22 protein-coding genes are annotated in these 25074 nt (G+C 62.3%); 8 read left to right on the top strand and 14 right to left on the bottom strand.

Annotation, left to right across the window (positions count from 1 at the left end; all coding sequences use genetic code 11):
* Positions 1–92: 92 nt before the first annotated feature.
* Entirely contained in the window at positions 93–6488 is a 6396-nt protein-coding gene (locus tag ABVN19_RS15860; protein WP_353632760.1) for a retention module-containing protein, read from the top strand.
* Positions 6489–6547: 59 nt separating this feature from the next.
* On the opposite strand, the gene ABVN19_RS15855 is transcribed toward ABVN19_RS15860, so the two are convergent.
* On the bottom strand, positions 6548–6913 hold the full coding sequence (locus ABVN19_RS15855) for a YbaN family protein (protein ID WP_028944740.1): 366 nt from the start codon (positions 6911–6913) through the stop codon (positions 6548–6550).
* A 10-nt stretch (positions 6914–6923) separates the two neighbouring features.
* Complete coding sequence (locus ABVN19_RS15850) at positions 6924–7511, bottom strand: YecA family protein (RefSeq protein ID WP_028944739.1); 588 nt, start codon at positions 7509–7511, stop codon at positions 6924–6926.
* 245 nt (positions 7512–7756) lie between these two features.
* Between ABVN19_RS15850 and recQ the strand changes: the two genes are divergently transcribed.
* Both recQ and ABVN19_RS15840 read left to right on the top strand, forming a co-directional pair.
* The gene (recQ, locus tag ABVN19_RS15845) at positions 7757–9892 is read left to right on the top strand and encodes a DNA helicase RecQ (protein WP_028944738.1); all 2136 of its coding nucleotides are present in this window, start codon (positions 7757–7759) and stop codon (positions 9890–9892) included.
* A 117-nt stretch (positions 9893–10009) separates the two neighbouring features.
* On the top strand, positions 10010–10444 hold the full coding sequence (locus ABVN19_RS15840) for a MarR family transcriptional regulator (protein ID WP_028944737.1): 435 nt from the start codon (positions 10010–10012) through the stop codon (positions 10442–10444).
* Positions 10445–10450: 6 nt separating this feature from the next.
* Here ABVN19_RS15840 and ABVN19_RS15835 read toward each other — a convergent pair whose 3' ends face one another.
* On the bottom strand, positions 10451–12640 hold the full coding sequence (locus ABVN19_RS15835) for a patatin-like phospholipase family protein (protein ID WP_028944736.1): 2190 nt from the start codon (positions 12638–12640) through the stop codon (positions 10451–10453).
* 70 nt (positions 12641–12710) lie between these two features.
* On the opposite strand from ABVN19_RS15835, the gene ABVN19_RS15830 reads away from it, so the two are divergent.
* The gene (locus ABVN19_RS15830) at positions 12711–12995 is read left to right on the top strand and encodes a SelT/SelW/SelH family protein (protein ID WP_028944735.1); all 285 of its coding nucleotides are present in this window, start codon (positions 12711–12713) and stop codon (positions 12993–12995) included.
* 3 nt (positions 12996–12998) lie between these two features.
* Here ABVN19_RS15830 and ABVN19_RS15825 read toward each other — a convergent pair whose 3' ends face one another.
* Together ABVN19_RS15825 and ABVN19_RS15820 are read right to left on the bottom strand one after the other, a co-directional pair.
* The gene (locus ABVN19_RS15825) at positions 12999–13883 is read right to left on the bottom strand and encodes a DMT family transporter (protein ID WP_028944734.1); all 885 of its coding nucleotides are present in this window, start codon (positions 13881–13883) and stop codon (positions 12999–13001) included.
* Between the two features lie 77 nt (positions 13884–13960).
* Positions 13961–14725 (bottom strand): AraC family transcriptional regulator, encoded by a 765-nt coding sequence (locus ABVN19_RS15820; protein ID WP_028944733.1) that lies wholly within the window; start codon positions 14723–14725, stop codon positions 13961–13963.
* A gap of 136 nt (positions 14726–14861) precedes the next feature.
* Here ABVN19_RS15820 and ABVN19_RS15815 point away from each other — a divergent pair, with 136 nt between their 5' ends.
* Positions 14862–15671, top strand: coding sequence for a UDP-2,3-diacylglucosamine diphosphatase (locus tag ABVN19_RS15815; RefSeq protein ID WP_028944732.1), 810 nt, complete (start codon positions 14862–14864; stop codon positions 15669–15671).
* 1 nt (position 15672) lies between these two features.
* Here the strand turns inward: ABVN19_RS15815 and ABVN19_RS15810 are convergent, their stop codons facing one another.
* Complete coding sequence (locus ABVN19_RS15810) at positions 15673–16266, bottom strand: phosphohydrolase (protein ID WP_028944731.1); 594 nt, start codon at positions 16264–16266, stop codon at positions 15673–15675.
* Positions 16267–16361: 95 nt separating this feature from the next.
* Complete coding sequence (locus ABVN19_RS15805; RefSeq protein ID WP_028944730.1) at positions 16362–16673, bottom strand: DUF962 domain-containing protein; 312 nt, start codon at positions 16671–16673, stop codon at positions 16362–16364.
* Positions 16674–16833: 160 nt separating this feature from the next.
* Here ABVN19_RS15805 and ABVN19_RS15800 point away from each other — a divergent pair, with 160 nt between their 5' ends.
* Positions 16834–17901, top strand: coding sequence for an AraC family transcriptional regulator (locus ABVN19_RS15800; RefSeq protein WP_028944729.1), 1068 nt, complete (start codon positions 16834–16836; stop codon positions 17899–17901).
* On the opposite strand, the gene ABVN19_RS15795 is transcribed toward ABVN19_RS15800, so the two are convergent.
* Entirely contained in the window at positions 17876–19330 is a 1455-nt protein-coding gene (locus tag ABVN19_RS15795; RefSeq protein WP_028944728.1) for a TrkH family potassium uptake protein, read from the bottom strand. The genes ABVN19_RS15800 and ABVN19_RS15795 overlap by 26 nt on opposite strands.
* A 100-nt stretch (positions 19331–19430) precedes the next feature.
* On the opposite strand from ABVN19_RS15795, the gene ABVN19_RS15790 reads away from it, so the two are divergent.
* Positions 19431–19988: an NAD(P)H nitroreductase gene (locus ABVN19_RS15790; protein ID WP_028944727.1), complete on the top strand. Its 558-nt coding sequence runs from the start codon at positions 19431–19433 to the stop codon at positions 19986–19988.
* Between the two features lie 94 nt (positions 19989–20082).
* On the opposite strand, the gene ABVN19_RS15785 is transcribed toward ABVN19_RS15790, so the two are convergent.
* The 6 genes from ABVN19_RS15785 to ABVN19_RS15760 all read right to left on the bottom strand — a co-directional run bounded on the left by ABVN19_RS15785 (position 20083) and on the right by ABVN19_RS15760 (position 24131).
* A complete protein-coding gene (locus ABVN19_RS15785; RefSeq protein ID WP_028944726.1) occupies positions 20083–21420 on the bottom strand; it encodes a HAMP domain-containing sensor histidine kinase in 1338 nt (445 codons plus the stop codon).
* Between the two features lie 66 nt (positions 21421–21486).
* Positions 21487–21900 carry an LTXXQ domain protein gene (locus tag ABVN19_RS15780; RefSeq protein ID WP_028944725.1) on the bottom strand — a complete coding sequence of 138 codons (414 nt, stop codon included), beginning with the start codon at positions 21898–21900 and terminating at the stop codon, positions 21487–21489.
* A gap of 119 nt (positions 21901–22019) precedes the next feature.
* Complete coding sequence (locus tag ABVN19_RS15775) at positions 22020–22697, bottom strand: response regulator transcription factor (RefSeq protein WP_028944724.1); 678 nt, start codon at positions 22695–22697, stop codon at positions 22020–22022.
* Positions 22698–22704: 7 nt separating this feature from the next.
* A complete protein-coding gene (locus ABVN19_RS15770; protein WP_028944723.1) occupies positions 22705–23103 on the bottom strand; it encodes a translation initiation factor 2 in 399 nt (132 codons plus the stop codon).
* A 118-nt stretch (positions 23104–23221) separates the two neighbouring features.
* Positions 23222–23521, bottom strand: a complete 300-nt coding sequence (locus ABVN19_RS15765) for a YciI family protein (protein WP_028944722.1) — start codon at positions 23519–23521, stop codon at positions 23222–23224.
* 1 nt (position 23522) lies between these two features.
* Positions 23523–24131: a septation protein A gene (locus ABVN19_RS15760; RefSeq protein ID WP_218274690.1), complete on the bottom strand. Its 609-nt coding sequence runs from the start codon at positions 24129–24131 to the stop codon at positions 23523–23525.
* Positions 24132–24197: 66 nt separating this feature from the next.
* Here ABVN19_RS15760 and ABVN19_RS15755 point away from each other — a divergent pair, with 66 nt between their 5' ends.
* Positions 24198–25061: a PHP domain-containing protein gene (locus tag ABVN19_RS15755; RefSeq protein ID WP_028944720.1), complete on the top strand. Its 864-nt coding sequence runs from the start codon at positions 24198–24200 to the stop codon at positions 25059–25061.
* Positions 25062–25074: the final 13 nt, after the last annotated feature.

Here is a 25074-nt window from a genome sequence, read left to right as displayed (position 1 = left end):
CCGGGTGTTGGCCCAGGACAGTCCTGACGGCCCTTCCACGCGAGTTCAAAGCACTTTCCTGTGAAACCGTTCTGCAACCCAGGAGAGCGCCCATGGCCAAATTAATCGGTGTCGTCAGCAAAGTTGTCGGAGAAGTCTTCGCGGTTGCCAGTGACGGGACACGCCGGGCGCTGGCTGAAGGCGATCGGCTGTTTGTAGGTGAACAATTGGACACAGGCCTTGCGGGTGCCGTGGCCGTTCATTTGCAAAATGGTGCCGAGCTGACCCTGGGGCGTGGTAGCAGCTTGCAGCTGTCGGCAGATCTACTGGCCAACCGCGTGCCTCATGTGGACACACCCGAGTCGTTGACGCCGAGTCAGGCGCAGCTGACCGATGTGGAAAAACTCCAGCAAGCCATTGCTGCCGGCACTGACCCGAGCCAGGAAGCTGAACCAACCGCAGCGGGGCCCGGCAGTGGCAGTGGGTCGGGGGCATTGGGCGGTGGCCACTCTTTCGTGTTGCTCAGTGAAGTAGCCGGGCGGGTGGATCCGGTGATCGGCTTTCCGACGGCGGGCTTTAACGGCTTTCCGGAACTGGCGGAACTGGATGTCGGTTTGATCAACAACAATGACGCCCCTCCAGCGTTAGTGGCGCCACCCGAGCCGCCAGCAGACAATCCGGTCAGCCTTGAAGGCCTGGCGGTAGGCGGTGGCGAGCTGAGCTTGAACGAGGCCAACCTGGCGCAGGGGTCGGCCAGCAACCCGGCTGCCTTGACCCAGGCCGGTAGCTTCACGGTGGTGGCACCAGACGGGGTGTTCAACCTCAATGTCGGTGGTATCAACGTGGTGACTGCTGGCGCGGTGACCGGCGTGGGGCAATCCATCACCACCGGGCTTGGTAATGTGCTGACCATCACCGGTTACGATGCGGCAACGGGTGTCGTCAGCTACAGCTACACCCTTGCAGGTGCCGAGGCGCATGCGGCCGGCGAGGGCGCCAATGGGCTGGGCGAAAGCTTTACAGTGCTGGTCAGCGACACCGATGGCGATGTGGCCAGTGGCTCCCTGGATGTCACCATCATTGACGATGTGCCCCGCGCAGTAGGCGACACCAACGCGGCTACCGCCACCGAAAACCAGCTGACCTTGACCGGCAACGTGCTGACCAATGATGTGCAGGGCGCCGATCGCGTGGCCTCCGGGCCCATCACCGCAGGCACCTTTACCGGTACTTACGGCACCCTGGTGCTGGCGGCAGACGGTACCTACACCTATACCCTGAACACTGCCGATCCGGACTTCATCAACCTGAAGGGGGGAGGCAATGGCATCGAGACCTTTACCTACACCCTGAAAGACGCCGATGGCGATACCAGCACGGCCAACCTGGTGCTTAACGTCAGCAACCTGAATGACCCGGTGGAAATCAACGGCCTGGGCATCAATGGCGGCGCACTGGTGTTGTTCGAGAAAAACCTGGCCGATGGCAGCAGCCCGGATATCGCTGCATTGACCCGCAGCGGATCGTTCACCATCAAGGCCGTCGATGGTCTGGACTCGCTGACTGTCGGCGGAATCAGCGTGATCAGTGGCGGGGTGGCCAATACTTTCCCGCAATCGCTTACCACAGGCCTGAACAACACTTGGACCATCACCGGTTTCAACCCGGCCACAGGAGAGGTGAGTTACAGCTACACCCTGCAGGGCACTGATGCTCATGCCGGTGGTGGCGGTGTCAACAACCTCACTGAAAGCTTCACGGTGGTAGGGACCGATAGCGATGGCAGCACAGCCAGCGTGAATTTCAGCGTCACGGTCGTTGATGACGTACCGACGGCGAATGCCGACAGTAATTCTGTGACCGCTACCGAAAACCAGCTGACCCTCACCGGCAACGTGCTGACCAACGACGTGCAGGGCGCCGACCGCGTGGCTGGCCCGATCACCGCCGGCACCTTCACCGGCACCTACGGCACCCTGGTGCTGGCGGCTGACGGCACCTACACCTACACCCTGAACACCGCCGATCCGGACTTCATCAACCTGCACGGTGGCGGCAACGGCGTCGAGACATTCACCTACACCCTCAACGATGCCGATGGCGATAGCACCACCGCGACCCTGACCCTGAACGTCAGCAACCTCAACGACCCGGTCGTCATCAACGGCCTGAATGTGAACGGAGGCGAGCTGACCGTTTTCGAGAAGAACCTGGGTGACGGCAGCGCCCCGAATCCCTCGGCACTGACCCAGACCGGCAGCTTCACCATCAGCGCACCGGACGGTGTGCAGAGCATGACGGTGCATGGCGTGAGCGTGATCACGGGTGGGGTGGCGAACAGCTTCCCGCAAGTCATCAACACCCCGTTGGGCAACACGCTGACCATCACCGGTTTTGATCCGGCAACGGGTGTGGTCACCTACAGCTACACCCTGGGCGACAACGAAGCCCATGCGGCAGGTGCAGGAACCAACAGCCTCGGCGAAAGCTTCGCGGTGGTGGTGACTGACACCGACGGCAGTACCGCCAGTGGCAACATCGATGTGAATATCGTCGATGACGTGCCGACCGCACATGCCGACAGCAATGCCGTGACGGCCACCGAGACCCAGCTGACCCTCACCGGCAACGTGCTGACCAACGACGTGCAGGGCGCCGACCGCGTGGCTGGCCCGATCACTGCGGGCACCTTCACCGGCACCTACGGCACCCTGGTGCTGGCGGCTGACGGCACCTATACCTACACCCTGAACACCGCCGACCCGGACTTCATCAACCTGCACGGTGGCGGCAACGGCGTCGAGACATTCACCTACACCCTCAACGATGCCGATGGCGATAGCACCACCGCGACCCTGACCCTGAACGTCAGCAACCTCAACGACCCGGTCGTCATCAACGGCCTGAATGTGAACGGAGGCGAGCTGACCGTTTTCGAGAAGAACCTGGGTGACGGCAGCGCCCCGAATCCCTCGGCACTGACCCAGACCGGCAGCTTCACCATCAGCGCACCGGACGGTGTGCAGAGCATGACGGTGCATGGCGTGAGCGTGATCACGGGTGGGGTGGCGAACAGCTTCCCGCAAGTCATCAACACCCCGCTGGGCAACACGCTGACCATCACCGGTTTTGATCCGGCAACGGGCGTGGTCACCTACAGCTACACCCTGGGCGACAACGAAGCCCATGCGGCAGGTGCAGGAACCAACAGCCTCGGCGAAAGCTTCGCGGTGGTGGTCACTGACACCGACGGCAGTACCGCCAGTGGCAACATCGATGTGAATATCGTCGATGACGTGCCGACCGCACATGCCGACAGCAATACCGTGACGGCCACCGAGACCCAGCTGACCCTCACCGGCAACGTGCTGACCAACGACGTGCAGGGCGCCGACCGCGTGGCTGGCCCGATCACCGCCGGCACCTATACCGGCAAATACGGAACCCTGGTGCTGGCTGCAGACGGTACCTACACCTACACGTTGAATACTGCCGATCCGGACTTCATCGACCTGCACGGCGGCGGAACGGGTACAGACACCTTTACCTATACCCTGACCGATGCCGATGGCGATGTCAGCACGGCCAACCTGGTGCTGAACGTCAGCAACCTGGACAACCCGGTCGTGATCAACGGCCTGGATGTAACCGGTGGCGAACACACCGTCTACGAGAAGAACCTCAGTGATGGCAGCAGCCCGGATGCGTCGGCGCTGACCCGCTCGGGAACCTTCACCGTGACGGCTCCCGATGGCCTGCAAACCCTGACCGTGGGCGGCATCAGTGTGGTCACCAATGGTGTGGTCAGCGGCTTTCCGCAAACGGGCACCACGCCGCTGGGTAATTCGTTGACCATCACCGGCTACAACCCGAGCACGGGGGTAGTCAGTTACACCTACACCTTGCTGGACAACGAAAGCCATCCGGATGCCGGTGGCGTCAACAACCTGTTCGACAGCATCACTGTCACGGCAACCGACAGCGACGGCAGTTCGGCCAACGCCAGCCTGGATGTGACCATCGTCGATGACGTGCCTGCGGTGGTGGGCGCCGAGCGTTCGATCACGCCGGGGCAAGTCGACTCCAACCTGCTGCTGATCATCGACGTGTCTGGCAGTATGACTAGCGCATCCGGGGTTAACGGGCTGACGCGTTTGCAACTGTCCAAGCAAGCGATCAATACCCTGCTCGACAAATACGATGAAATGGGCGATGTCAAAGTCCAGATTGTCACCTTCGGAACCAATGCGTCGGCCCCGATGACTGTCTGGCTGTCTGTTGCCGATGCCAAGGCTTATGTTGCAGGACTCAGTGCTGGTGGCAACACCAACTACGATGCGGCGGTCGCCGCCGCACAATCGGCCTTTGTGACCAGCGGCAAGATTGCCGGTGCGCAGAACGTGGGTTACTTCTTCTCTGATGGTGACCCGAACCCTAACGACCGGGGAATAAATGCGCAGGAAGAGGCGGACTGGAAAACGTTCCTGGACGACAACGGGATCAAGACCTACGCCATTGGCCTGGGTAATGGTGTCAATGTCAGTAACCTCAACCCGCTGGCCTACGATGGCAGCACCCACACCGACACCAATGCCGTGGTGGTCACCAACCTCAATGTCCTGAACCAGGTGTTGTCGGGTACGGTCCAGGGCGCACCGATCACCGGCAACCTGATGACCGATGGGCACTTCGGCGCCGATGGCGGCTTTATCAAGTCGTTGCTGATCGATGGCACCACCTACACCTACGACCCCAAGGCCAACAACGGGCAAGGCAGCTACACCGCCACGGGTACGGACCGGGGCACTTTCGATACGGTCACCAACACGTTCAACATCAAGACCGTGGCGGGCGGTACCTTGGTGGTGGACATGGACACCGGTGAATTCACCTATACGCCGCCCAAGGACGACGGTACGACGCGGATTGAGAATATCGGCTTCACCGCCAGCGACAACGATGGTGACCTGAGCAGCGCCAACCTCACGGTGAACGTCCACGGCAATACGGCGCCGGTAGCGGCGCCTGACCACATCATCACCAACGTGCTCTCCAGCAACATTGTGGTGCCGGCCGAAGCTTTGCTGGCCAACGACAGCGATGCCGACAATGATCGGCTGAACACAGGTACCGCTTTGTTCAACACGGGGTGGGAGGCCAAGGGCGCGGGCTTCACCGTGACCAACGCTGCAGCGCAACAGATTGATTTCAACGGTACCGGCAGCAGTTTGAGCAACCGGGAGAAGTCCCTGGACCGCAGTGCCTTCAGGGGCGCGGCCAATGTCACTACCGCTGCATTGATCGTCAATGGCTACCTGGGTGCCGTCTCCACGAGCAGCGCCAATGATGAAGACGTGTTGACCGTGACGTTGAAGAGGGGCGAGAAACTTACCCTCCAACATGACGTTGCCGAGGGGAACATCCTGTTGCAGTGGAAGGATGCCACGGGCAGCTATGACGACCTCCTCAACGGTGGCTCGTTTACGGCCAGCCACGATGGGGTCTACAGCATCCATGTGGTCAACCTGAGCAATACCTCCGGAAGCAATGCCAACGCGGCCGAGTTCTATAACCTGACCATGACCGTCGACTATTCCGGCACGCAGCCGGAGGTGTACAACGGTACCTACGCCGTCAGTGACGGTCATGGTGGCAGCAGTACCGGCAACGTCGATATCACCTACCACGCAGGCAGCACCCTCACCGGTACTGACGGTGGCGACACCTTGCTGGCGGGCGCGGGCAACGACACGCTCAATGCCGGAGCAGGCAACGACGTGCTGATCGGGGGGGACGGCGACGACACACTGCACGGGGGAGACGGCAACGATTTGCTGATTGGAGGTGCCGGAAACGACGTGCTCGATGGCGGCGCGGGTATTGATACCGCCAGTTATGCGGGGGCGGCCAGTGGGGTTACGGTCAGCCTGAATACCACGGGTGCACAGAATACCCTGGGTGCAGGTACCGATACGCTGACCGGTATCGAGAACCTGGTCGGCTCCGACCATAGCGACACCCTGACCGGCAATGACTTGGCCAACCTGCTCAAGGGCGGACTGGGCAACGACACCTTGCTCGGTGGCGGCGGTGACGATGTGCTGGTCGGTGGGCCTGGCAACAACACCCTCACAGGCGGTGCCGGTAGCGACACTTTCCTCTGGCAACAAGGCAACAACGGCCATGATCTGGTGACGGACTTCACGCCGGGGACCGACCGGCTCGACCTTTCACAACTGCTGCAGGGGGAGAATGCGACTTCCGCATCGCTGGATGATTACCTGCACTTCAAGGTGACGGGCAGTGGGACGGGGGTTGTGTCGACCATCGAGGTCAGTGCGGTGGCGGGTGCTGCGCCGGTACAGACGATAGACCTGGCGGGGGTCAACCTGGCTCAGCATTACGGCGTGACAGCGGGGGCTGGCGGGGTGATTGCGGCAGGGCAGGATACCGCGACCATCATCAATGGGATGCTCAATGATCATTCGTTGAAGGTGGATACGGTGTGAAACCATCGCGGGGCAAGCCCGCTCCTGCATCTGGTGGGAGCGAGCTTGCCCCGCGATGCTCATGAAGGGCGACGCAACGTCTTCTGCCGCAGGATGTAGATACTGACCAGCACTGCGCTGGTCAGCATGAATCCGCGCGCCCACACCAGCGGCACCAGGTAGCACGACAAGCCAATGCTCAGCCACATCAGGCCAATGGCGTAGACCTTGCCCTTGAGTGGAATACCTTCGCCACTCAAATAGTCACGAATCCAGGGGCCGAGGCGTGGGTGGTTGATCAACCAGTCATGAAAGCGAGGAGAACTGCGGGCAAAGCAGGCCGCGGCCAGGAGCAGAAACGGGGTGGTCGGCAATACCGGCAGGAAAATGCCAATCACCCCCAACGCGACGCTGAGCCAGCCGATGGCCAGCAGCAGGTAGCGCACCGACGCCAACTCAGTGGTGACGTGGTTTGAGCAGTGCTGGTTTTTCGTCCGGTGCGTGCAGCAGCAAGTACAGCGCAGTCAGCGCCTCGGGGATCTGCACGATCATGTCGTCCATCAGGTTGGCATCGCTGGCGATGTCGGCGAACTCGGGTTGTTCATCGAACAGGCCGGAGCCGACCATGATCGGCAGGAGCATTTCGCTGACTTCTTCCTCGGCCGACTCGAACCAGGCTTCTTCGCGCAGGAACACGCCTTCCATGAAACCGATGCACCAGCCGCGCAGGTCGGAATCATCCGGCTCTTCGCCCAGGTCCAGGTCGCAGGGCAGCTCGAACTCTTCGTCGCTGGCCAGTTGGCGGGCGATGTGGGCCTTGAGGGCGAGCAGGGTGGTTTCGATCTCTTCGCGCTGGGCGTCGTCCTTGTAATGCGGCTCTTCAGCGAACAGGGCGTCGATCCATTCGCGGTCTGGGACCTGCTCGGAGCAGATAGACAGCGCGGTCATGTAGCCGTGGGCGGCAACGTAGTCCAGCGCCTCTTCGTGCAGCTCGTCGGCGTCGAGGAAGGCTTGCAGGCGGGTCAATTGCTCGGCGAAGGACATTACGGGGCTACCTTGGGAATAAACGATACTGAATTCTAGCACCTTGCAGCGCAATCAAGGCAAAGGAAGACGTCTATCGCTGAGCATCCTGCGAAGCCGCAGGCTCCGGTATAATGCCCCGCTTTTACCCTAGGCCGTCCGTGTGGCAAGGCCCGGGTAAAAGCCGCTTACGCAATTTCGGGTGTAGCGGGGAAGGTTTTCATCCAGCCTGTGCCCAGGATGGTTTTGCGATTTTTGGAGTTTTTATGCTCGAACAGGCTCAGCGCGTCCTCAAGGACATCTTCGGCTATGACAGTTTTCGGGGTCGCCAGGGCGCGATCATCGAACGCGTGGCCAAGGGTGGCGATGCGCTGGTGCTGATGCCCACCGGGGGCGGCAAGTCCCTGTGCTTCCAGGTGCCGGCGCTGTTGAGACCTGGCCTGGCGGTGGTGGTGTCGCCCCTGATCGCGCTGATGGAAGACCAGGTGGCGACCCTCGACGAGCTGGGGGTGGCCGCCGCCTCCCTGAACTCCACCCTGAGTGCCGAACAGCAACGCGAGCTCGCCGCACGCATCCGCCGGGGCGAGGTAAAAATGCTTTACCTGGCGCCGGAGCGCCTGGTGCAGCCACGCATGCTGGACTTCCTGCGCACCCTGGATATCGCCCTGTTCGCCATCGACGAGGCCCACTGCGTTTCGCAATGGGGTCACGACTTCCGCCCTGAGTACCTGCAGCTGGGGCAACTGGCCGAGCTGTTCCCCGATGTGCCGCGTATTGCCCTGACCGCCACCGCAGACATGCGCACCCGCGAAGAAATCGTCACGCGCCTGCACCTGCAGAATGCCGAGCGCTTTCTCTCCAGCTTCGACCGCCCGAACATTTTCTACCGCATCGTGCCCAAGGAGCAGCCGCGCAAGCAGTTGCTGGCGTTCCTGGGTGAGCGCCGCGGCAACGCCGGTATCGTCTATTGTCTGTCGCGCAAGAAGGTCGACGACGTGGCCGCCTACCTGTGCGACCAGGGCTTTCCGGCACTGCCTTACCATGCCGGCCTGCCTGCCGAGACCCGTGCCGCCAACCAGCGACGCTTCCTCAACGAGGAAGGCCTGATCATGGTTGCTACCATTGCTTTCGGCATGGGCATCGACAAACCCAACGTGCGCTTCGTTGCCCACCTGGACCTGCCCAAGTCGCTGGAAGCCTACTATCAGGAAACCGGCCGGGCCGGCCGAGATGGCCTGCCCGCAGATGCCTGGATGGCCTATGGTCTGCAGGACATGGTGATGCTCAAGCAGATGTTGCAGAACTCCGAAGGGGACGAGCGCCACAAGCGTATCGAACAACACAAGCTCGACGCCATGCTCGCCTTGTGTGAAGAAACCCGTTGCCGCCGGCAGATCCTGCTCAACTACTTCGATGAAGAGCTGCTGCAACCGTGCGGGCACTGCGACAACTGCATCGATGGCGTGCAGACCTGGGACGCGACCGAGCCTGCACGCCAGGCATTGTCAGCGGTGTACCGCACCGGTCAGCGCTATGGCGTGGGCCATCTTGTGGATGTACTGCTGGGCCGCGACAACGAAAAAATCCGCAACTTCGGTCATGAAAAGCTGGCTGTGTACGGCGTCGGCAAGGACCGCTCCGAAGGCGAGTGGCGTTCATTGTTCCGCCAGCTGGTTGCCCGTGGGCTGGCCGATATCGACCTTGAAGGCTACGGCGGCCTGCGTCTGTCCGACACCTGCAGGCCGTTGCTGCGCGGTGAGATCAGCCTGGAACTGCGTCGCGACCTCAAGCCGCAAACCACCAGCAAGGGCAGCAGCATTGGCGGCAGCCCGGCCAGCCAGCTGGTGCGTGGCGAGGAGCGCGAGCAGTGGGAAGCCTTGCGTGCCTTGCGACGCAAGCTGGCCGAAGAGCATGGCGTGCCGCCGTACGTCATCTTCCCTGATTCGACCTTGCTGGAAATGCTGCGCAGCCAACCCGCCAGCCTCAGTGAAATGGCCCGGGTCAGCGGTGTGGGGGCGCGCAAGCTCGAGCGCTATGGCGAGGCCTTCCTCGAAGTGTTGGGGGGGGCGGCCGAGGCGCCACCGGTGGTGGCTGACCTGCGTCACGAACTCACCAGCCTCGCCCGTGCCGGCATGACGCCGGCGCAGATCGCCGGGCAGCTCAATTGCAGCGAAAAGAACGTCTACAGCATGCTGGCCGAGGCCATTGGCCGCCAGCAATTGTCGTTGGAGCAGGCCCTGGACCTGCCCGAAGACCTGCTGGCGGAAGTCCAGGATGCGTTCCTTGACGGCGAGGGCGAGCTACCACCTGTATCGGCCATCGCCGAGCAGTTTGGTACACGGGTGCCGGAGGGTGTGTTGTATTGCGTGCGTGCAGCATTGGCCGCTGAATTCGAAATGTAATGCAAGGTTTGTCATCATTTCTAACGATTACCGGGTAGCGGGCGGCTTTATGAGCCTTGCCTGTTACGCAGGGTCATGGTTAGCTGGCTAATAATTAGTTCTGATGATGAGTTTTTTATGCCGTTGACTGACCACCACCGCTTCGGAATGCAGATAGCCCAGATGTCCCGAGGCTGGCGTGCCGAGCTGGACCGTCGCCTGGCCGGGTTGAATCTGTCCCAGGCCCGCTGGCTGGTGTTGTTGCACCTGGCGCGTTTCGATGAGGCCCCCACCCAGCGCGAGCTGGCCCAGAGCGTCGGCGTTGAAGGTCCCACCTTGGCGCGCCTGCTCGACAGCCTTGAATCCCAGGGGCTGGTGCGCCGCCAGGCTGTCCTTGAAGACCGCCGCGCAAAGAAAATCCATTTGTGCCCGCCGGCCAAGCCGCTGATCGAGCAGATCGAAACCATCGCCAACGCCTTGCGCGCCGAGCTCTTTACCGGAGTCGACGAAGAAGAGTTGCGCGTGTGCATGAAGGTCCACGCGCGTATCCTCGCCAACCTCGAAAAGTCCTGACGTAGTTCAGAAGGTGTGACCCAGGTTCAGGTACAACGCCTTCTGATTCTCGCTGTTTGCCCCGTAGCTGAAGTTCAGCGGTCCCAGGGGCGTCTCGAACCCAACGAAGATGCTGGCTGCATTGATGTAGCCACTGTCGAACTCGTTGTCATTGTTCCAGGCCCTGCCTCGCTCGAGCGACCCGCCCAGGTACAGCGGGAAGTCCAGCGGCAGGTAGGCGCGTGGGGTCAGCCTGCGGTAATAGACCACGCGCATCAGGCTCATGTTCTGGCCGGACACCGAGTCCTGGCGAAAGCCTGAAAGCTGCCTGGCACCGCCGAACACAAAGCTTGAAGTGATCACATCGGCGTCATCCAGCGTGCGACCGTACTGGGTGCCCAGTACCCAGGTGTTGGGCCCGCTGCTCAAGGCCTTGTCCAGTTTGAAGTTCCACTGCCGGTAACGCTGGTCAGAGCCAAGGTCCGGCTCGAACTGCCGCAGGGTCAGGCTGATGTCTTCACCTTCGTGCGGGAAGTAAACGTTGTCCAGGGTGTCGAAGGAGTACTTCAGCTCGTAGAAGCCCTCGTTGAAGCTGAAATGCGGCAGGTCCTGGTCGCCGATGCGTACATCCGCCTTGCCCCAGGCCTGGCCGACACCAAAGCGTACTTCACCGCTGTTGCCTATCTGGCGGCCCAGGTTCAGGCCGAAGCCGTAGCGCTGCAGGCGGTATTCGGCTACCGGGTCGTCGTCCAGAGTGGCTTCGACATTCTGTGAGCCCAGGTCCAGGTAGGGGGCGACGAAGTAGCGCGAGCCGGCATCCAGTGGTTGATAGAACTCGCTGTAGAGTTCCTGCTGATCACCAATCTGCGCCCGGGTCAGCCATTCGGCGCCCAGCTCGTTGATGCCGTTGACCCGATAGCTTGCGCCAATGTTGAAGGCGCTGTCGCCGCGCATGTCATCCGACAGGTTCAGGCCCAGGCGCAGGTAGTCGGTACCGCCGCGTCGACCGCGGGCGTTGATCACCAGGGTGTTGTCGCTGCCCTTGTGGACAACCCGGTATTGGACCCGATCGAAGTAGTCCAGGCCATACAGGGTACCCATGTCGGTCTGCAGGCGACCCAGTTCCAGTGGCTCACCGATCGGCTGGCGAATATAGAAGCGGATCACGTCATCGCTGACCTTGGAGTCGTTCTCGATCCTGATAGCGGTGATCACCGGATTGCGCTGGCTTGGCGAGCGGGCGACATCCAGTTCGGCATCGATGTTTTCCGGACGCTTGAGCACCGCCAGGCGCGCGTCCAGGGCGCGGGCGGCCCGGTAGCCGGCATCGATCATTTCCTGGGCACGGCCAAAGTCGGTCACACCGAAGCTGGCCAGCGGCGGCTGGATCAGGATGTCGTCACGGTGCAGGGCTGCCAACTGCTCTTCGGAGTTGCGACGGGTCATCAGGGTGATCGACTGATTGAGCACATCGACCACGGTTGCCAACTCTTTGCGGCTGCGCAACGGGGTGCCGATATCAACGACGATCGCCATGTCGACGCCCATCTCGCGGGCGACGTCCAGGGGAATGTTATCGACCATGCCGCCATCCACCAGCAGGCGGCCATCCAGTTCCACCGGGGCGAACACCGCCGGGATCGACATGCTGGCGCGAATTACCTGGGGCAGGTGACCACGGCGGAATACCACTTTCTCGCCGCTGGCGATGTCGGTGGCCACTGCGCGGAACGGAATTGGCAGTTTGTCGAAGTCACGGGTGTCACTGGTATGGGCAAGCATGCTTTCCAGCAGCAGGGCCAGGTTCTGTCCCTGGATCACCCCCAGCGGCAGGCCAAGGCTGCCATCGTCGCGAAAGCTCAGCTTCTGTTGGACCAGAAAGTCACGATCATCCTGCTTGCGCCGGAACGGGACGTCCTTGCGGGGCGGGGCGTCCGACAGCGCCTGTTGCCAGTCGATACCCAGGGCGAGCTTTTCCAGCTCTTCGACTTTGTAGCCGGAGGCGTACAGGCCGCCGACCACCGCGCCCATACTGGTGCCGGCGATGGCATCGACCTGGATACCTTGCTCCTCCAGGGCCTTGAGCACACCGATATGGGCCAGGCCACGAGCGGCACCGCCCGACAGCACCAGGCCGACTTTCGGTCGTGGTGGTTCGGCAGCCAGAAGTGGAAAGGAAACGACGAACAGCAGCAGGCTCAACAGCAGGCGGTGCATCATGGCTCTCGGAGCTAAGGCTAAAGACCGCTAGTATAAGCGCGCCCGCCTGTCAGGAGTCTTTCGTCCCATGAATGCGCACAAAGCTGAAATTGTCATCACCTATTGCACCCAGTGCCAGTGGCTGCTGCGTGCTGCCTGGCTTGCCCAGGAGCTGCTCAGCACCTTTGGTGAAGATCTGGCCCGTGTTGCCTTGGAGCCTGCCACCGGCGGCGCCTTCCGTATCACTTGCGACGGTGTGCTGATCTGGGAGCGCAAGGCCGATGGCGGCTTTCCCGAGGCCAAGGTGCTCAAGCAGCGCGTGCGCGACCAGATCGACCCACAGCGCGACCTGGGCCACAACGACCGCCCGTGAGCCTCAACCTTGCGCCGCAGCCGTCTTGACGGTCGTGTTGCTGGCCGCCAGGCGGCTGGAGATGACGATGGCCAGGATGATCAAGGCACCACCCAGCAACATGCGCAGCGTCGGGGTCTCGGCGAAGATCAGCCAGGCCATGGCAATGCCATAGACCGGTTCCAGGGCGAACACCACCGCTGCAGTGCGAGCCTTGATCACTGCCAGGCTTGCGACGAACAGGCTATGGGCAACACCGGTGCAGAACACCCCCAGCAACGCAATCCACAACCAGTCCATCGCGGGCACATCAGCCAGCGCGGGGGCCGCAGCCGGCAACAGGCACAGGGCGACCACGGCGTTCTGGCACAACGCTGCCTGCACGGCTGGGATACGTCCGTTGGACGCGCGGTTTGTCAGTGACAGCAATGAAAACAACAGGCCCGACAATAAGGCCCAGAGCAGACCGCCGGTGGCCTGGCTGGCCAGGTCGAAATCCGGGGTGACCAGGACCAGGCCGATGCTTACCAGCAGTACCAGGATGATTTCGTTGCTGCGGATCCGCTCGCGAAACAGCAGCCCTTCGAGTATCACGGTAAAGGCCGGGAAGCTGGCAAAGCCCAGGGTGGCGATGGCGACCCCGGCAACTTTGACGGCAATGAAAAAACTCACCCAGTGTCCGGCCAGCAAAATGCCGCCCAGCAGCAGGCGGCGCCAGTCCTGGCCTTGCAGCGGTTGCCAGCCCTTGCGCGCGCAACCGGCGAAAATCGCCAGCGCCAGCACGGCAAAGGCAGCACGGCCGAAGACGAGGATCGACGGTGCCGCCTGGGCCAACTTGCCGAAGACGCCGGTCAGGCCAAAGAACAGCGCGCCGATGTGCAGGGCGCCGAGGGCAGTGCGGTGGTTCATGGTGATCCTTTTGGTAGGCGGGACAGCCCGGCCAGTCTACGAGGCTGTGGCGGCGGCTGTCTGTCGCGTTCCTCGCGTCAGTTGTCGTCAGGCTCTCGTCGCATGTCCCGGGGCGCACGACCGAACGCCTTGAGCATGGCCGCCGAAAATGCGCTTTGTGAGCTGTACCCGACCCGGCTGGCAATTTCGCCGATGGCCAAGGAGGTTTCGACCAATAGTTTGCGCGCCTGCAGCAGCCGGCGCTGGCGGATGTAATCCATGGGCGTCATGGCCGCTTCGAGCATGAAGCGGGCATGCAGGCGGGCACTGGAGAGGCCGGCCAGGCGGGCCAAGTCGGCCACTTGCAGAGGATGGGCGGCGTGTTGGTCGATGTGGACATCAAAGGCGGCGTAGGGCAACAGCTTCTGCTCAACAACCGGAACCTGGACGCTGCAGAGGCTGGCAAGCAGCAATACGGCACCTTGCTGGGCTATCACCGGGTCGTCCACTGGGCTTGCCGCCAGCCAGTCGACCAGTTGCTGCTGGCGATTGTCCAGGTTCAACGGACCACGGTGTTCGACCAGGCGCTGGCTGGCCGAGGTATGTTCGCCAAGGCTTCGGGAAAGCCACGTATCACCTGGCACGTCGAGCACCAGGCAATGGCTGCCTGCTGCGCTGCCACAGGTGTGGTGGGCGCCTGCCGGCACTACCATCAAGCCTTGGCGATCAACCCGCGCGCCACGGCCATCGAGCTCGAAGTCCAGTTGCCCGCGCAGGCCGAACACCAACTGCGGGTGCTCATGGCTGTGGGCGATCAGGTCGTCGCGATAATGGCGCAGGGAAAGTAGCGAGCTGCCGCTCATTGCAGTGTCCTCCAGGCAGTGGCGGCAGTGTACAGGCTGGCGCGGGCAGCGGGTGTGTCATCAGATCGACGTGGTTTCGTCACCTTGGCTTCACTGCCCACTGGCACGCTCGACAAAACAGCCCCGGAGCCCGCTCATGAGCCATGCCGAGCTTGTCAGACCTTCACGCAAGCAGCGTGTGCGCACGTTGTGGATTTCCGACGTACACCTGGGCACCCGAGACTGTCAGGCCGAACACCTGTCGCACTTTCTCAAGGGGTTCCAGGCCGATCGGATCTACCTGGTGGGCGACATTATCGACGGCTGGAAGCTGCGTGGCGGCATGTATTGGCCCCAGGCACACACCAACGTGATCCGCCGCCTGCTGACCATGAGCAAGCGCGGCACCGAGGTGATCTATGTCACCGGCAACCATGATGAGTTTCTGCGGCGCTACTCCAAACTGGTGCTGGGCAATATCCAACTGGTCGATCAGGCCGAACACCTGACCGCCGACGGTCGTCGGTTGCTGGTTATCCATGGCGACCAGTTCGATGTCATTACCCGTTATCACCGCTGGCTGGCGTTCCTCGGGGACTCGGCCTATGAATTCACACTGACCTTGAATCGTTGGCTCAACCACTGGCGTGCTCGCTATGGCTACGGGTACTGGTCGTTGTCGGCGTACTTGAAGCACAAGGTCAAGTCGGCGGTCAGTTTCATCAGCGATTTTGAAGAGGCCATTGCCCATGAGTGCGTCAAGCGCGGGTTTCATGGGGTGGTGTGCGGGCATATCCACCATGCCGAGATTCGCAAGGTAGGCGGGGTCGACTATTTGAATTGCGGCGATTGGGTCGAGTCATGTACGGCCCTGATCGAACATTGGGACGGCAGTATAGAACTCTACCGCCTGGCCGACGCCCAGGCCCGCGAGGCGCGGCGCCTGGCCGGGCTGGAGCTGGTTTGACTCAGGCGTTTTCGCTCATCTGCTGCAATGCCGCCTTGTAGATCGACTGGCGTGGCTGGGCGAACAGGCGCTTGAGCATGGGCTCGAAGAAACTCAGCGGCAGATTGTCGTAGGCCGGGTCGAAGGCGGCGGCATCGTAGCGGGCGCAGAATTCGATGGTTTGCTGGTACTGCGGGTGGTGCTGGAACTGCTCGCGCAGGTGTCGATCCATCCCCAGATGGTGGAAAAAGTAGTAGCCCTGGAAGATCCCGTGCTTTTCGACCATCCACAGGTTTTCAGCGCTGACGAAGGGCTTGAGGATGGCGGCGGCAATGTCGGGGTGGTTGTAGCTGCCCAGGGTGTCGCCGATGTCGTGGAGCAGGGCGCAGATCACGTACTCTTCGTCGCGCCCATCACGCCATGCGCGGGTAGCGGTCTGCAGGGAATGACTGAGACGGTCGATGGGAAAGCCACCAAAGTCGCCGTCGAGCAAGCGCAGGTGCGCGAGGATCCGTTCAGCCAACTGGCTGGCATAGGCCCTGAAGTCACTGGCGATGATCGCCCAGTCCTGCTGGGTGCCGTCTTGCATATGGGTGAAACGGGCCTGCTGATTCATCGGCGCTCCAGGGGCGGTAGGGCAACCCACTGTAGCGCGACCGCCTGTCGGGACAGTGGCCAATGAAGACGGGTTTCTGACCTTGTGGGCCGAAATCAGAACGATACTTTTCCACGCAGCATGTCGCGGTACATGGCGAAATCGCCGATCAGGCTGTACAGCGGGTGCTTGAAGGTGGCTGGACGGTTCTTTTCATAAAAGAAGTGCCCGACCCAGGCAAAGCCATAACCGGCAAGGGGCACGGCAAGTAGCAGTAGCCAGGTGCCGCTGGCCATGGTGTAGGCGAGCAGGGCGATCACCAGCGTTGTGCCGACAAAGTGCAGGCGACGACAGGTGGGGTTGCTGTGCTCCTCCAGATAATAGGGATAGAACTCGGCAAAGCTGCGAAATTGCTGGGGGCTGTTCACGGCACTGCTCCCGGGACTGTCGATACTGACGAAGATACACGGCGTGGAGCCTGATCTGAGTCTAGAGTGACTAACACTACAGAGCAGTGACAATAGGCGCCAATTAAGTATCCTTTGAGTTCGCCGCAGGAGCGGTCAGTTCGAACATAAGAAGCCAGCCATGAGCGAGAGAACCACGTCAGCAAGCTGGGCATCAGGGATCGTCAAGGCACTCGAGCTCGAAGGGCTGGATTGTCGTGCCATGTTCAAAAAGCTCGGCCTGGACTTTGCCGCCCTGGATGACCCCGACGCCCGTTTCACCCAGGACTCCATGACCCGCCTCTGGCAACTGGCGGTCGACCTGTCCGGCAACCAGGCGATCGGGCTGAACATGGCCCGGGTAGTACGCCCGGCGTCTTTCCATGTGGTTGGCTATGCCCTGATGTCGAGCCGAACCCTGGCCGAGGGGTTCGAGCGCCTGGTGCGCTATCAGCGCATCATCGCCGAGAGCTCAGACCTGAGCTTCCGCCTGGAACCCGACGGCTATGCCTTGATCCTCACTGTCCACGGTGATCACCTGCCGCCTACCCGGCACAGTGCCGAAGCGTCACTGGCTTGCGCATTGTCGTTGTGCAGCTGGCTCAGTGGGCGAGTGATCCAGCCCCGGCGGGTGCTGATCCAGGGGCCACAGCCGGTTGATGTCACGCCCTACAAGGTAGCCTTTCATTCGCCGCTGTTGTTTGGCGCAGCCCATGATGCGCTGGTGTTCGAGCGTGCCGACATGGAGGCCCCCCTGCCCACCGCCAACGAGGCCATGGCCACCTTGCATGATCGCTTTGCCGGGGAGTACCTGGCGCGTTTTTCCGAAAGCCGCGTAACCCATCGTGCTCGCCAGGTGCTGTGCCGGGTATTGCCCCAGGGCGAGCCCAAGCGCGAGACGATTGCCCAGGCACTGCACTTGTCGCAGCGCACCCTGCAGCGGCGCTTGCAGGAAGAAGGCACCAGCTTCCAGACACTGCTTGACGATACCCGTCGCGAACTGGCGGAGCAGTACCTGGCGCAGCCAAACATGACTCTGTTGGAGACCGCCTACCTGTTGGGTTTTGCCGATCCGAGCAACTTTTTCCGGGCCTTTCGTCGCTGGTTTGATGTCACTCCCGGCGAATACCGGGCACGGATTGCTACCAGCACACCGGCGCCCGAACCGGACGCCGAAGCAGCGGTCAGTGACGCCAGAACGCCGGCATAAACAGCACCAGTACCGTAATGATCTCCAGGCGTCCCAGCAGCATGCCGAACGCCAGGATCCACTTGGCAGCATCCGGCAGGGTGGCGAAATTGCCGGCCGGGCCGATAGTTTCGCCAAGGCCAGGGCCGACCCCCGACACGGTGCTGGCGGCGCCGGTCAGCGCCGTCATCCAGTCGACCCCAAGCAGCGACAGCAGCAACGCGATCACGCAGATGGTGATGGCGAAGAAGAACGAGAACGTCAGGATCGAACGGACGATTTCTTCGTCGAGGCGGTGACCGTTGTACTTCTGCTTGATCACCGCGCGCGGGTGGATCAACTGATTGAGGTTGGCCTTGAGCAGGATATAGGCGACCTGGAAACGGAAGATCTTGATCCCGCCGGCGGTCGAGCCGGAGCATCCCCCGATAAAGCCCAGGTAGAAGAACAGCATCAGTGAAAAGTTGCCCCACAGGCTGTAGTCACCCAGGGCGAAGCCGGTGGTGGTGACCACCGAGGTGACGTTCAATGCCACATGGCGCAAGGCGTCTAGCCAGTGCAGATTGGTGGTGGCCCAGTACCAGGTGCCCAGTACCAGCCAGGTGACTACCAGCAGCGCCAGCAAGCCCTGGACCTGCTGGTCCTTGATCAGCGCCTTGCGATTGCCACGCAACGTGGATACATACAGGGCAAAGGGTAAGCTGCCGAGGATCATCACCACGACTGCGACCCAGTGCACTGCAGGCTGGGTCCACTTGGCCAGGGACTGGTCGGAGGTGGAGAACCCGCCAGTGGAAATCGCCGACATGGCGTGGTTGATTGCATCGAACACGTTCATGCCCGCCAGCCAGAAGGCCAGGCCGCCCAGTGCGGTGATGCCGACGTACACTGCCACGATCGACTTGGCGACCATGTGCGAGCGTGGCATGACCTTTTCGGAGCGGTCCGAGGACTCGGTCTGGAACAGGCGCATGCCACCGATGCGCAGCAACGGCAGGATCGCCACGGCCATGGCGATAAACCCGATGCCGCCGAGCCAGTGCAGCAGCGAGCGCCACATCAGGATGCCTGGCGACATGGTGTCCAGGCCACTGAGTACGGTGGCACCGGTGGCCGTGATGCCGGACATGCTCTCGAAGAAGGCGTCGGTATAGCTGATGTGCTGGGTCAGCAGGAACGGCAGGGCGGCAAAGATACACACCACCAGCCAACTGCTGACCGTCAGCAGGTACATGTCCCGTGGGCGCAGGTGAACGTGTTCCGGTCGGCCGGGGATCACCAGGGCGAGCCCGCCGATGAAGGTGATCATGCTGGCCCACAGGAACGACGGCAGATCGCCCGTGCGATCGAAGATCACCAGGGTGGCCATGGGCACGACCATGCTGATCGCCAGGGTGATCAGGAAGATGCCGATGATGAAACCAATGATCCTTAAGGTCGGCAACGCCATGTGATCTGCTCTGACTCGAAACGGAAGGGCGCCATTCTACCTATGGACCTTTTTAAGTAAACGCTAGAATAGCCGCACATTTCTCTTCAGGGGGTAGCCGATGGAGGCTCTCGACGCATTGCTCAACCGTGTTTCCGTTCCACGCCTGACGGAACCTGCGCCCAATGCCGCACAACGCGAGGCCCTGTTCCAGGCCGCCTTGCGGGCGCCGGACCACGGCCAACTGCGGCCTTGGCGCTTCTTGACGGTCGAAGGTGAGGGCCGCGAAAAACTCGGTGCCTTGCTGGCCGAGGCGGTGAAGCTCGAGGGCGACGCTACCGAAGCGGCCCTGGACAAGGCACGCGCCATGCCGTTGCGCGCCCCGCTGCTGGTGGTGGTGATTGCCCGGGTGCAGGATCACTTCAAGGTGCCCGCTTCGGAGCAACTGCTGGCAGCGGGTTGTGCGGCCCACGGAATTCTGCTGGCGGCCCATGCGCAGGGTATCGGCGCGGTGTGGCGTACCGGCGACCTGGCCTACAGCAAGCATGTGGCCAAGGGCCTGGGGTTGGCGGACAACGAAGAGATCGTTGCCTTCTTGTACCTGGGTACGCCGCTGAACGAGCCACGCACGGCACCGGTGCTGGCGACCGCTGATTTTGTGACTGCCTGGGGGCAGTAAGCACTTCGTACAGCACCACGGCCGCTGCGCGGCCGATCGCAGGCTGTCGCCAGCGGCTACAGGGGCTTGTCAGCCACCTGTAGCCACTATCCCGTCACCCAGGCGTTCCGGGGCCCGTCAATGGCAACTCGAGGCTCGCCACGAATCCACCCTGGGGATGATTGCTCAAGCTCAGGTTCCCGCCATGACGCTCTGCCGCCTTGCGTGCGATGGCCAGGCCAAGGCCATGCCCGGCTGCGCTCTGCCCAGGCGCACGGTAGAACGGCTCACCCAATTGTGACAGGTGCTCCTCGGCCACCCCTGGCCCATGATCACGCACGCTCAGCACGATCCGATCGCTGTCGCGTACCCCAGCGATCTCGATGGGTTGTCCCGGCGGGTTGAAGCGCAGGGCATTGCGTAGCAGGTTGTCCAGCGCTCGCTCGATCAGTGTCGGCCACCCCTGCAAGCGCAAACCGCTTTCATGCTGCAGCTGGATGTCCTGCTCCGGCGCGCTGTGCTGGGCATCCTTGTGGACGGTCTGCAACACGACATCCAGGTCCATCGGCTCGGCCCGCGTCTGTTCGGCATCGACCCGGGCCAGCACCAGAATCTCGCTGATCAGCGCTTCCAGGCGGTCGCACTCTCGGGTCAGGCGTGGCCACAAGGCTTCGCGCTGTGCCGGTTCGGCGCGTTCGGCCAGGGCCAGGGCGATGCGCAGGCGCGCCAGGGGGGACCGCAATTCGTGGGACACGTCTCGCAACAGCTGGCGCTGACTGCCAATCAGGCTCTGCAAGCGCGCGCCCATGCGGTTGAAGTCGTTGGCCAGCACGCCGAATTCATCGCGCCGATTGGCCAGGCGCGCCAGGCTGTTCTGTTGATAGGTGGTTTGCCCAAGGTCATGTACGGCCCCGCGCAGGCGGCTCAGCGGGCGGGTGATGGACAGGGTCACCAGCAGGCTGAACAAGGTCAGTACCACCAGGGCGATACCCAGCGCGCTGAGCGGCCAGAGCAGGCTGTCGCGGTGCCAGGCGTCAAGCTCGGGGTGCGGGATTCGGTAGATCAGCAGGTAGGTCTCGCCGCTGTCGGGGCTGGTGTACTCCTCGGTCAGGCGGCGCCAGGGCAGTCGGCGTTCATCGTTGTGGCGGCGGGCCTCGAACGCCGCTGCGCGACGCGGGAACGTGCCGGGGACCACAGCATCGCCGCTGTCGTTGAGCACCTGCACATCGATGTTGAAGCGGTGCTTGCGTCGCTCAAGAAATCGCTGGGCCGACTCCGGCCCTTGCTGTTCGTACAGTTGGGTCCACTTGGGTGCCAGCGTGTTGAGGCCAGGATGGCGACTGAGAATCCAGGCGTCCTGGTTGAGCATGTGCCCGAGCAGGATCGACAAGCCGGCGACCAGGGCGATGGCCAGCCAGAAACTGGCCAGGATGCGCCAGAACAATGAACGCAAGGGAGGCTCCTTCAACGGCAAAAAGCCCGGCCTGCACAGGGGCAGGCCGGGCGGGTGGCTGACAGCTTACTGGGCCTTGGTGGCTTTTTCAGCCTTCCAGGCCTTGAACTCGTTCCATTCGGCGCGACGTTGGTCCTGTTCTTTCTTCAGTTCATCGAACTTCTTTTGCTGGTCAGGCTTGAGCAGGGCGCGGATGTCGGACTGGGTCTTGTCCTTCTTGGCTTGCAGCTCGTCTTTCAGGGCTTTCTGGTCGGCTGCCGGGAGTTTTTCCAGGTAGCGCTTGGTGATTTCCTGGCGGCTCTTCATTTGCTCGCCCATCAGCTTGCCGATCTGCTGGCGCTGCTCGCGGCTCAGGTCCAGCTGGGCGAAAGGCGCTCCACCGCGGTGGTGATCGCCGTGGCGTGGGCCGCCTTCTGGCATGGCCATGGCGACGGTCGGCAGTGCGGCAGCGAACATCAGGGCGATAAGGGTCTTGCGCATGGTGTCTCTCCTTTCAAGGGCCGGTGATGACCGGATGTGCCCAGTTTAGGGAGATCAAGGTCAACGGCGGTCAGGCAAGGGTAAAGCTTGCGTAAAGATGCCCCGTTGCCTTGCTGACATTACAGGCTGTAGTAGTAACCGCGGCTGCGCAGGGCGACGATGCGCGGGCGCCCGTCAGGGTGGGGGCCGACCTTCTTGCGCAGGTTGCTGACATGCATGTCCAGACTGCGGTCGTACAGGGTGAGCTTGCGACCCAGGGCGATCTGCGCCAGCTCCTGCTTGTCCAGGGGCTCGCCAGGCTGGCGCAGCAGAGCTTCGAGGATGCGGCTCTCGGAAAGGGTCAGGGTCAGTTCCTGTTCGTCGACGCTGACCACGCCTCGGGCGGGGCTGAAGCACAGGTCGCCGACTTCGATCTGGCTGGGCGTTGCGCTGGGATGGCTACGGCGCAGTACGGCGCGCAGGCGGGCGGTGAGTTCGCGTGGATCGCATGGCTTGGCCAGGTAGTCATCGGCGCCCAGTTCAAGGCCAAGGATCCGGTCCAGCGGCTCGCCACGGGCCGAGAGCATCAGTACCGGCAAGTCGGCATGCTCGCTGCGCAGCTGCTTGAGCAGCTCCAGACCGCTGCCGTCGGGCAGCATGACATCCAGCACCACCGCAGCCGGTGCCTGCTCGGCCAGGGCCTTGCGGGCGCTCTGGCCGTCGTGGCACGCACGCACTACAAAGCCTTCCTGGGTCAGCCAGCTGCCTAGCAGCTCGCAGAGTTCCTGGTCATCATCAATCAGTAACAGCTCGCTCATGACTCACTCAATTCAACCATTGCCGACGCTTTCTGTGTCCGCCGCTGGCAAAGATACCGCAGAGTGCAGCCAACAGGGCAACTGCACCGCCAATCAGGAACCATTGTTGCTGATCGGTGATCAGTCGCTCAGCGGGTTTGGCCTGAAGTTCCTTGAGGGCCAGCTTCAATCGCTGGTTTTCCTGGCGCAGGCGGGTCAGTTGGGCGCTTTCGCGTTCGTTGTCGGCATTGTGCAGTTGCTGGGTCAGGGCCTCGCGCAGGCGTTCGCTTTCCTGCAGGCGCTGAGTAAGCTCGGTGATCTGGCTGCCGGCACTGAGCGACAGCGGGGTGCTGGTGGCGGGCTCTTCACCCTGGGCAAGCGGGCTCAGCAGCAACAGGCACAGCAGGGACAACGGACCTTGACGCATTGGAACTCCTGATTCTTGTCGGTTCAGCAGGTTGTCGGCTGTCGGGCGAGAATAATGAGCAGTTGCGTCGGCAAGAGGCGCAAGGCGGTGCGCACAGTGGCGCACCGCATGCAGGAGGTTACGGCAGGACTTGTTTGAACGGCTTGACCACGACCTTGTCGTAGACGCCGGCGGCAATGTACGGGTCGGCATCGGCCCAGGCCTGGGCGGCGGCCAGGGAGTCGAACTCGGCGACGATCAGGCTGCCGCTGAAACCGGCAGCACCCGGGTCGTTGCTGTCGATGGCCGGGTGTGGGCCGGCCAATACCACGCGGCCTTGTTCCTTGAGTTGCTGCAGGCGCTCGATGTGCGCAGGGCGAGCGGCCAGGCGTTTTTCCAGCGAATCGGCAACGTCACTGGCGATGATGGCGTAGAGCATGTCAATCCTCGTGCTTCGGAGTGGAAGGCGGGGTGGTGGGGTCGCTGTCGTGCAGGTGGCGTGACAGGTACACGCCCTGGGCCACCAGGAACAGTACGGTCATGCCGAGGCTGCCGAATACCTTGAAGTCGACCCAGATGTCCTGGAAGGTAAAGGCCACGAACAGGTTGGCCGCGCCGCAGAACAGGAAAAAACCGATCCAGGCCAGGTTCAGGCGCGACCAGACAGGCTCTGGCAGGTTGATGGCATGGCCCATGATGCGTTTGATCAGCACCCGGTCGCCGATGAAGTGGCTACCGGCGAAGGCCACGGCGAACAACCAGTTGACCACCGGGGCTTTCCACTTGAGGAAGGTTTCGCTGTGGAAGGCCAGGGTCAGGCCACCGAACACCAGGCAGGCGACCAGGGTCAGCCATTGGCCCTTTTCCAGCTTGCGCTGGCGGATGAACAAGGCGCCGTAGACCACTACGGAGCTCAGGATCAGCATCGCCGTGGCACTGAAGATGCCTCCAAGTTCGAAGCTGTGACCGGCGAATTCGACGGCACGAGGTTCAAGCTTGAAGACGATGAAGAACAGGAGCAGCGGGATGAAATCGATGAATTGTTTCACAGTGGCAGCCAGAAGCAGGATGTGACGGCATAATAACAAACATCAATGACAGCGAAAGCGCCACCTATGAATGTTGATCTGCACTGCCACAGTACGGCCTCCGACGGCGCCTTGTCGCCTACGGCACTGGTCGCCCGGGCCCATGAGCATGGCGTGCGGATGCTCTCGCTGACCGACCACGACACCCTCGAGGGCCAGGTCGAGGCACGCGTCGCCACCCAGGCCCTGGGTATACAGTGGGTCAGCGGGGTGGAACTGTCGTGTACCTGGGGCGGCGCGACCATCCATGTGCTGGGCTACAACTTTGCCCTCGACGCCGAGCCCCTGGTGGTGGCCATCGAGTCGTTGCACCGTGGGCGCTGGCTGCGCGCCGAAGAAATCGACCGACGGTTGGGCCTCAAGGGCATGCCCGGGGCGATGGACGGTGCGCGGGCCGTCCAGCAGGAGCTGGGCGACAGCGGTAATGCCCCGGCACGGCCGCACTTTGCCGAGTACCTGGTGCGAGCAGGCCATGTAAAAGACCGTGCTGAGGCGTTCCGCAAGTGGTTGGGGGCCGGCAAGCTGGGCGATGTCAAACTGCACTGGCCAACCCTGGAAGACACGGTCCAGACCCTGCGCCAGTCCGGTGCCTGGGTAAGCCTTGCGCATCCGATGCACTACGAATTAACCCGCAGCAAGCGCCGCCGGCTGATTGCCGACTATATTCAAGCAGGCGGCCAGGCACTGGAAGTGGTTAACGGGATGATGCCGGCCGAGCAGGTGGGCACCCTGTCCATCCTGACCCGTGAATTCGGCCTGCTGGCCAGTGCTGGCAGTGACTTCCATGGCCCCGGCACCTGGGGTGAGATCGGTGCCTACCGGCCATTGCCGGAGGACTTGCCGCCCTTGTGGCGTCGATTCAAACATGAGCAGCCTATCGCGGCCGTCTGAACAGGAAGAGAAC

This window comes from Pseudomonas vranovensis, assembly GCF_040438935.1.
GTDB classification, from domain to species: domain Bacteria; phylum Pseudomonadota; class Gammaproteobacteria; order Pseudomonadales; family Pseudomonadaceae; genus Aquipseudomonas; species Aquipseudomonas vranovensis.
This window is presented reverse-complemented; position numbering and strand designations above follow the sequence as displayed.

Coding starts and splice junctions, on each gene's coding strand:
- ABVN19_RS15860 (WP_353632760.1), top strand. CDS start 93: ATGGCCAAATTAATCGGTGTCGTCAGCAAAGTTGTCGGAGAAGTCTTC.
- ABVN19_RS15850 (WP_028944739.1), bottom strand. CDS start 7,511: ATGTCCTTCGCCGAGCAATTGACCCGCCTGCAAGCCTTCCTCGACGCC.
- recQ (WP_028944738.1), top strand. CDS start 7,757: ATGCTCGAACAGGCTCAGCGCGTCCTCAAGGACATCTTCGGCTATGAC.
- ABVN19_RS15840 (WP_028944737.1), top strand. CDS start 10,010: ATGCCGTTGACTGACCACCACCGCTTCGGAATGCAGATAGCCCAGATG.
- ABVN19_RS15835 (WP_028944736.1), bottom strand. CDS start 12,640: ATGCACCGCCTGCTGTTGAGCCTGCTGCTGTTCGTCGTTTCCTTTCCA.
- ABVN19_RS15830 (WP_028944735.1), top strand. CDS start 12,711: ATGAATGCGCACAAAGCTGAAATTGTCATCACCTATTGCACCCAGTGC.
- ABVN19_RS15825 (WP_028944734.1), bottom strand. CDS start 13,883: ATGAACCACCGCACTGCCCTCGGCGCCCTGCACATCGGCGCGCTGTTC.
- ABVN19_RS15820 (WP_028944733.1), bottom strand. CDS start 14,725: ATGAGCGGCAGCTCGCTACTTTCCCTGCGCCATTATCGCGACGACCTG.
- ABVN19_RS15815 (WP_028944732.1), top strand. CDS start 14,862: ATGAGCCATGCCGAGCTTGTCAGACCTTCACGCAAGCAGCGTGTGCGC.
- ABVN19_RS15810 (WP_028944731.1), bottom strand. CDS start 16,266: ATGAATCAGCAGGCCCGTTTCACCCATATGCAAGACGGCACCCAGCAG.
- ABVN19_RS15800 (WP_028944729.1), top strand. CDS start 16,834: ATGAGCGAGAGAACCACGTCAGCAAGCTGGGCATCAGGGATCGTCAAG.
- ABVN19_RS15795 (WP_028944728.1), bottom strand. CDS start 19,330: ATGGCGTTGCCGACCTTAAGGATCATTGGTTTCATCATCGGCATCTTC.
- ABVN19_RS15790 (WP_028944727.1), top strand. CDS start 19,431: ATGGAGGCTCTCGACGCATTGCTCAACCGTGTTTCCGTTCCACGCCTG.
- ABVN19_RS15780 (WP_028944725.1), bottom strand. CDS start 21,900: ATGCGCAAGACCCTTATCGCCCTGATGTTCGCTGCCGCACTGCCGACC.
- ABVN19_RS15775 (WP_028944724.1), bottom strand. CDS start 22,697: ATGAGCGAGCTGTTACTGATTGATGATGACCAGGAACTCTGCGAGCTG.
- ABVN19_RS15770 (WP_028944723.1), bottom strand. CDS start 23,103: ATGCGTCAAGGTCCGTTGTCCCTGCTGTGCCTGTTGCTGCTGAGCCCG.
- ABVN19_RS15765 (WP_028944722.1), bottom strand. CDS start 23,521: ATGCTCTACGCCATCATCGCCAGTGACGTTGCCGATTCGCTGGAAAAA.
- ABVN19_RS15755 (WP_028944720.1), top strand. CDS start 24,198: ATGAATGTTGATCTGCACTGCCACAGTACGGCCTCCGACGGCGCCTTG.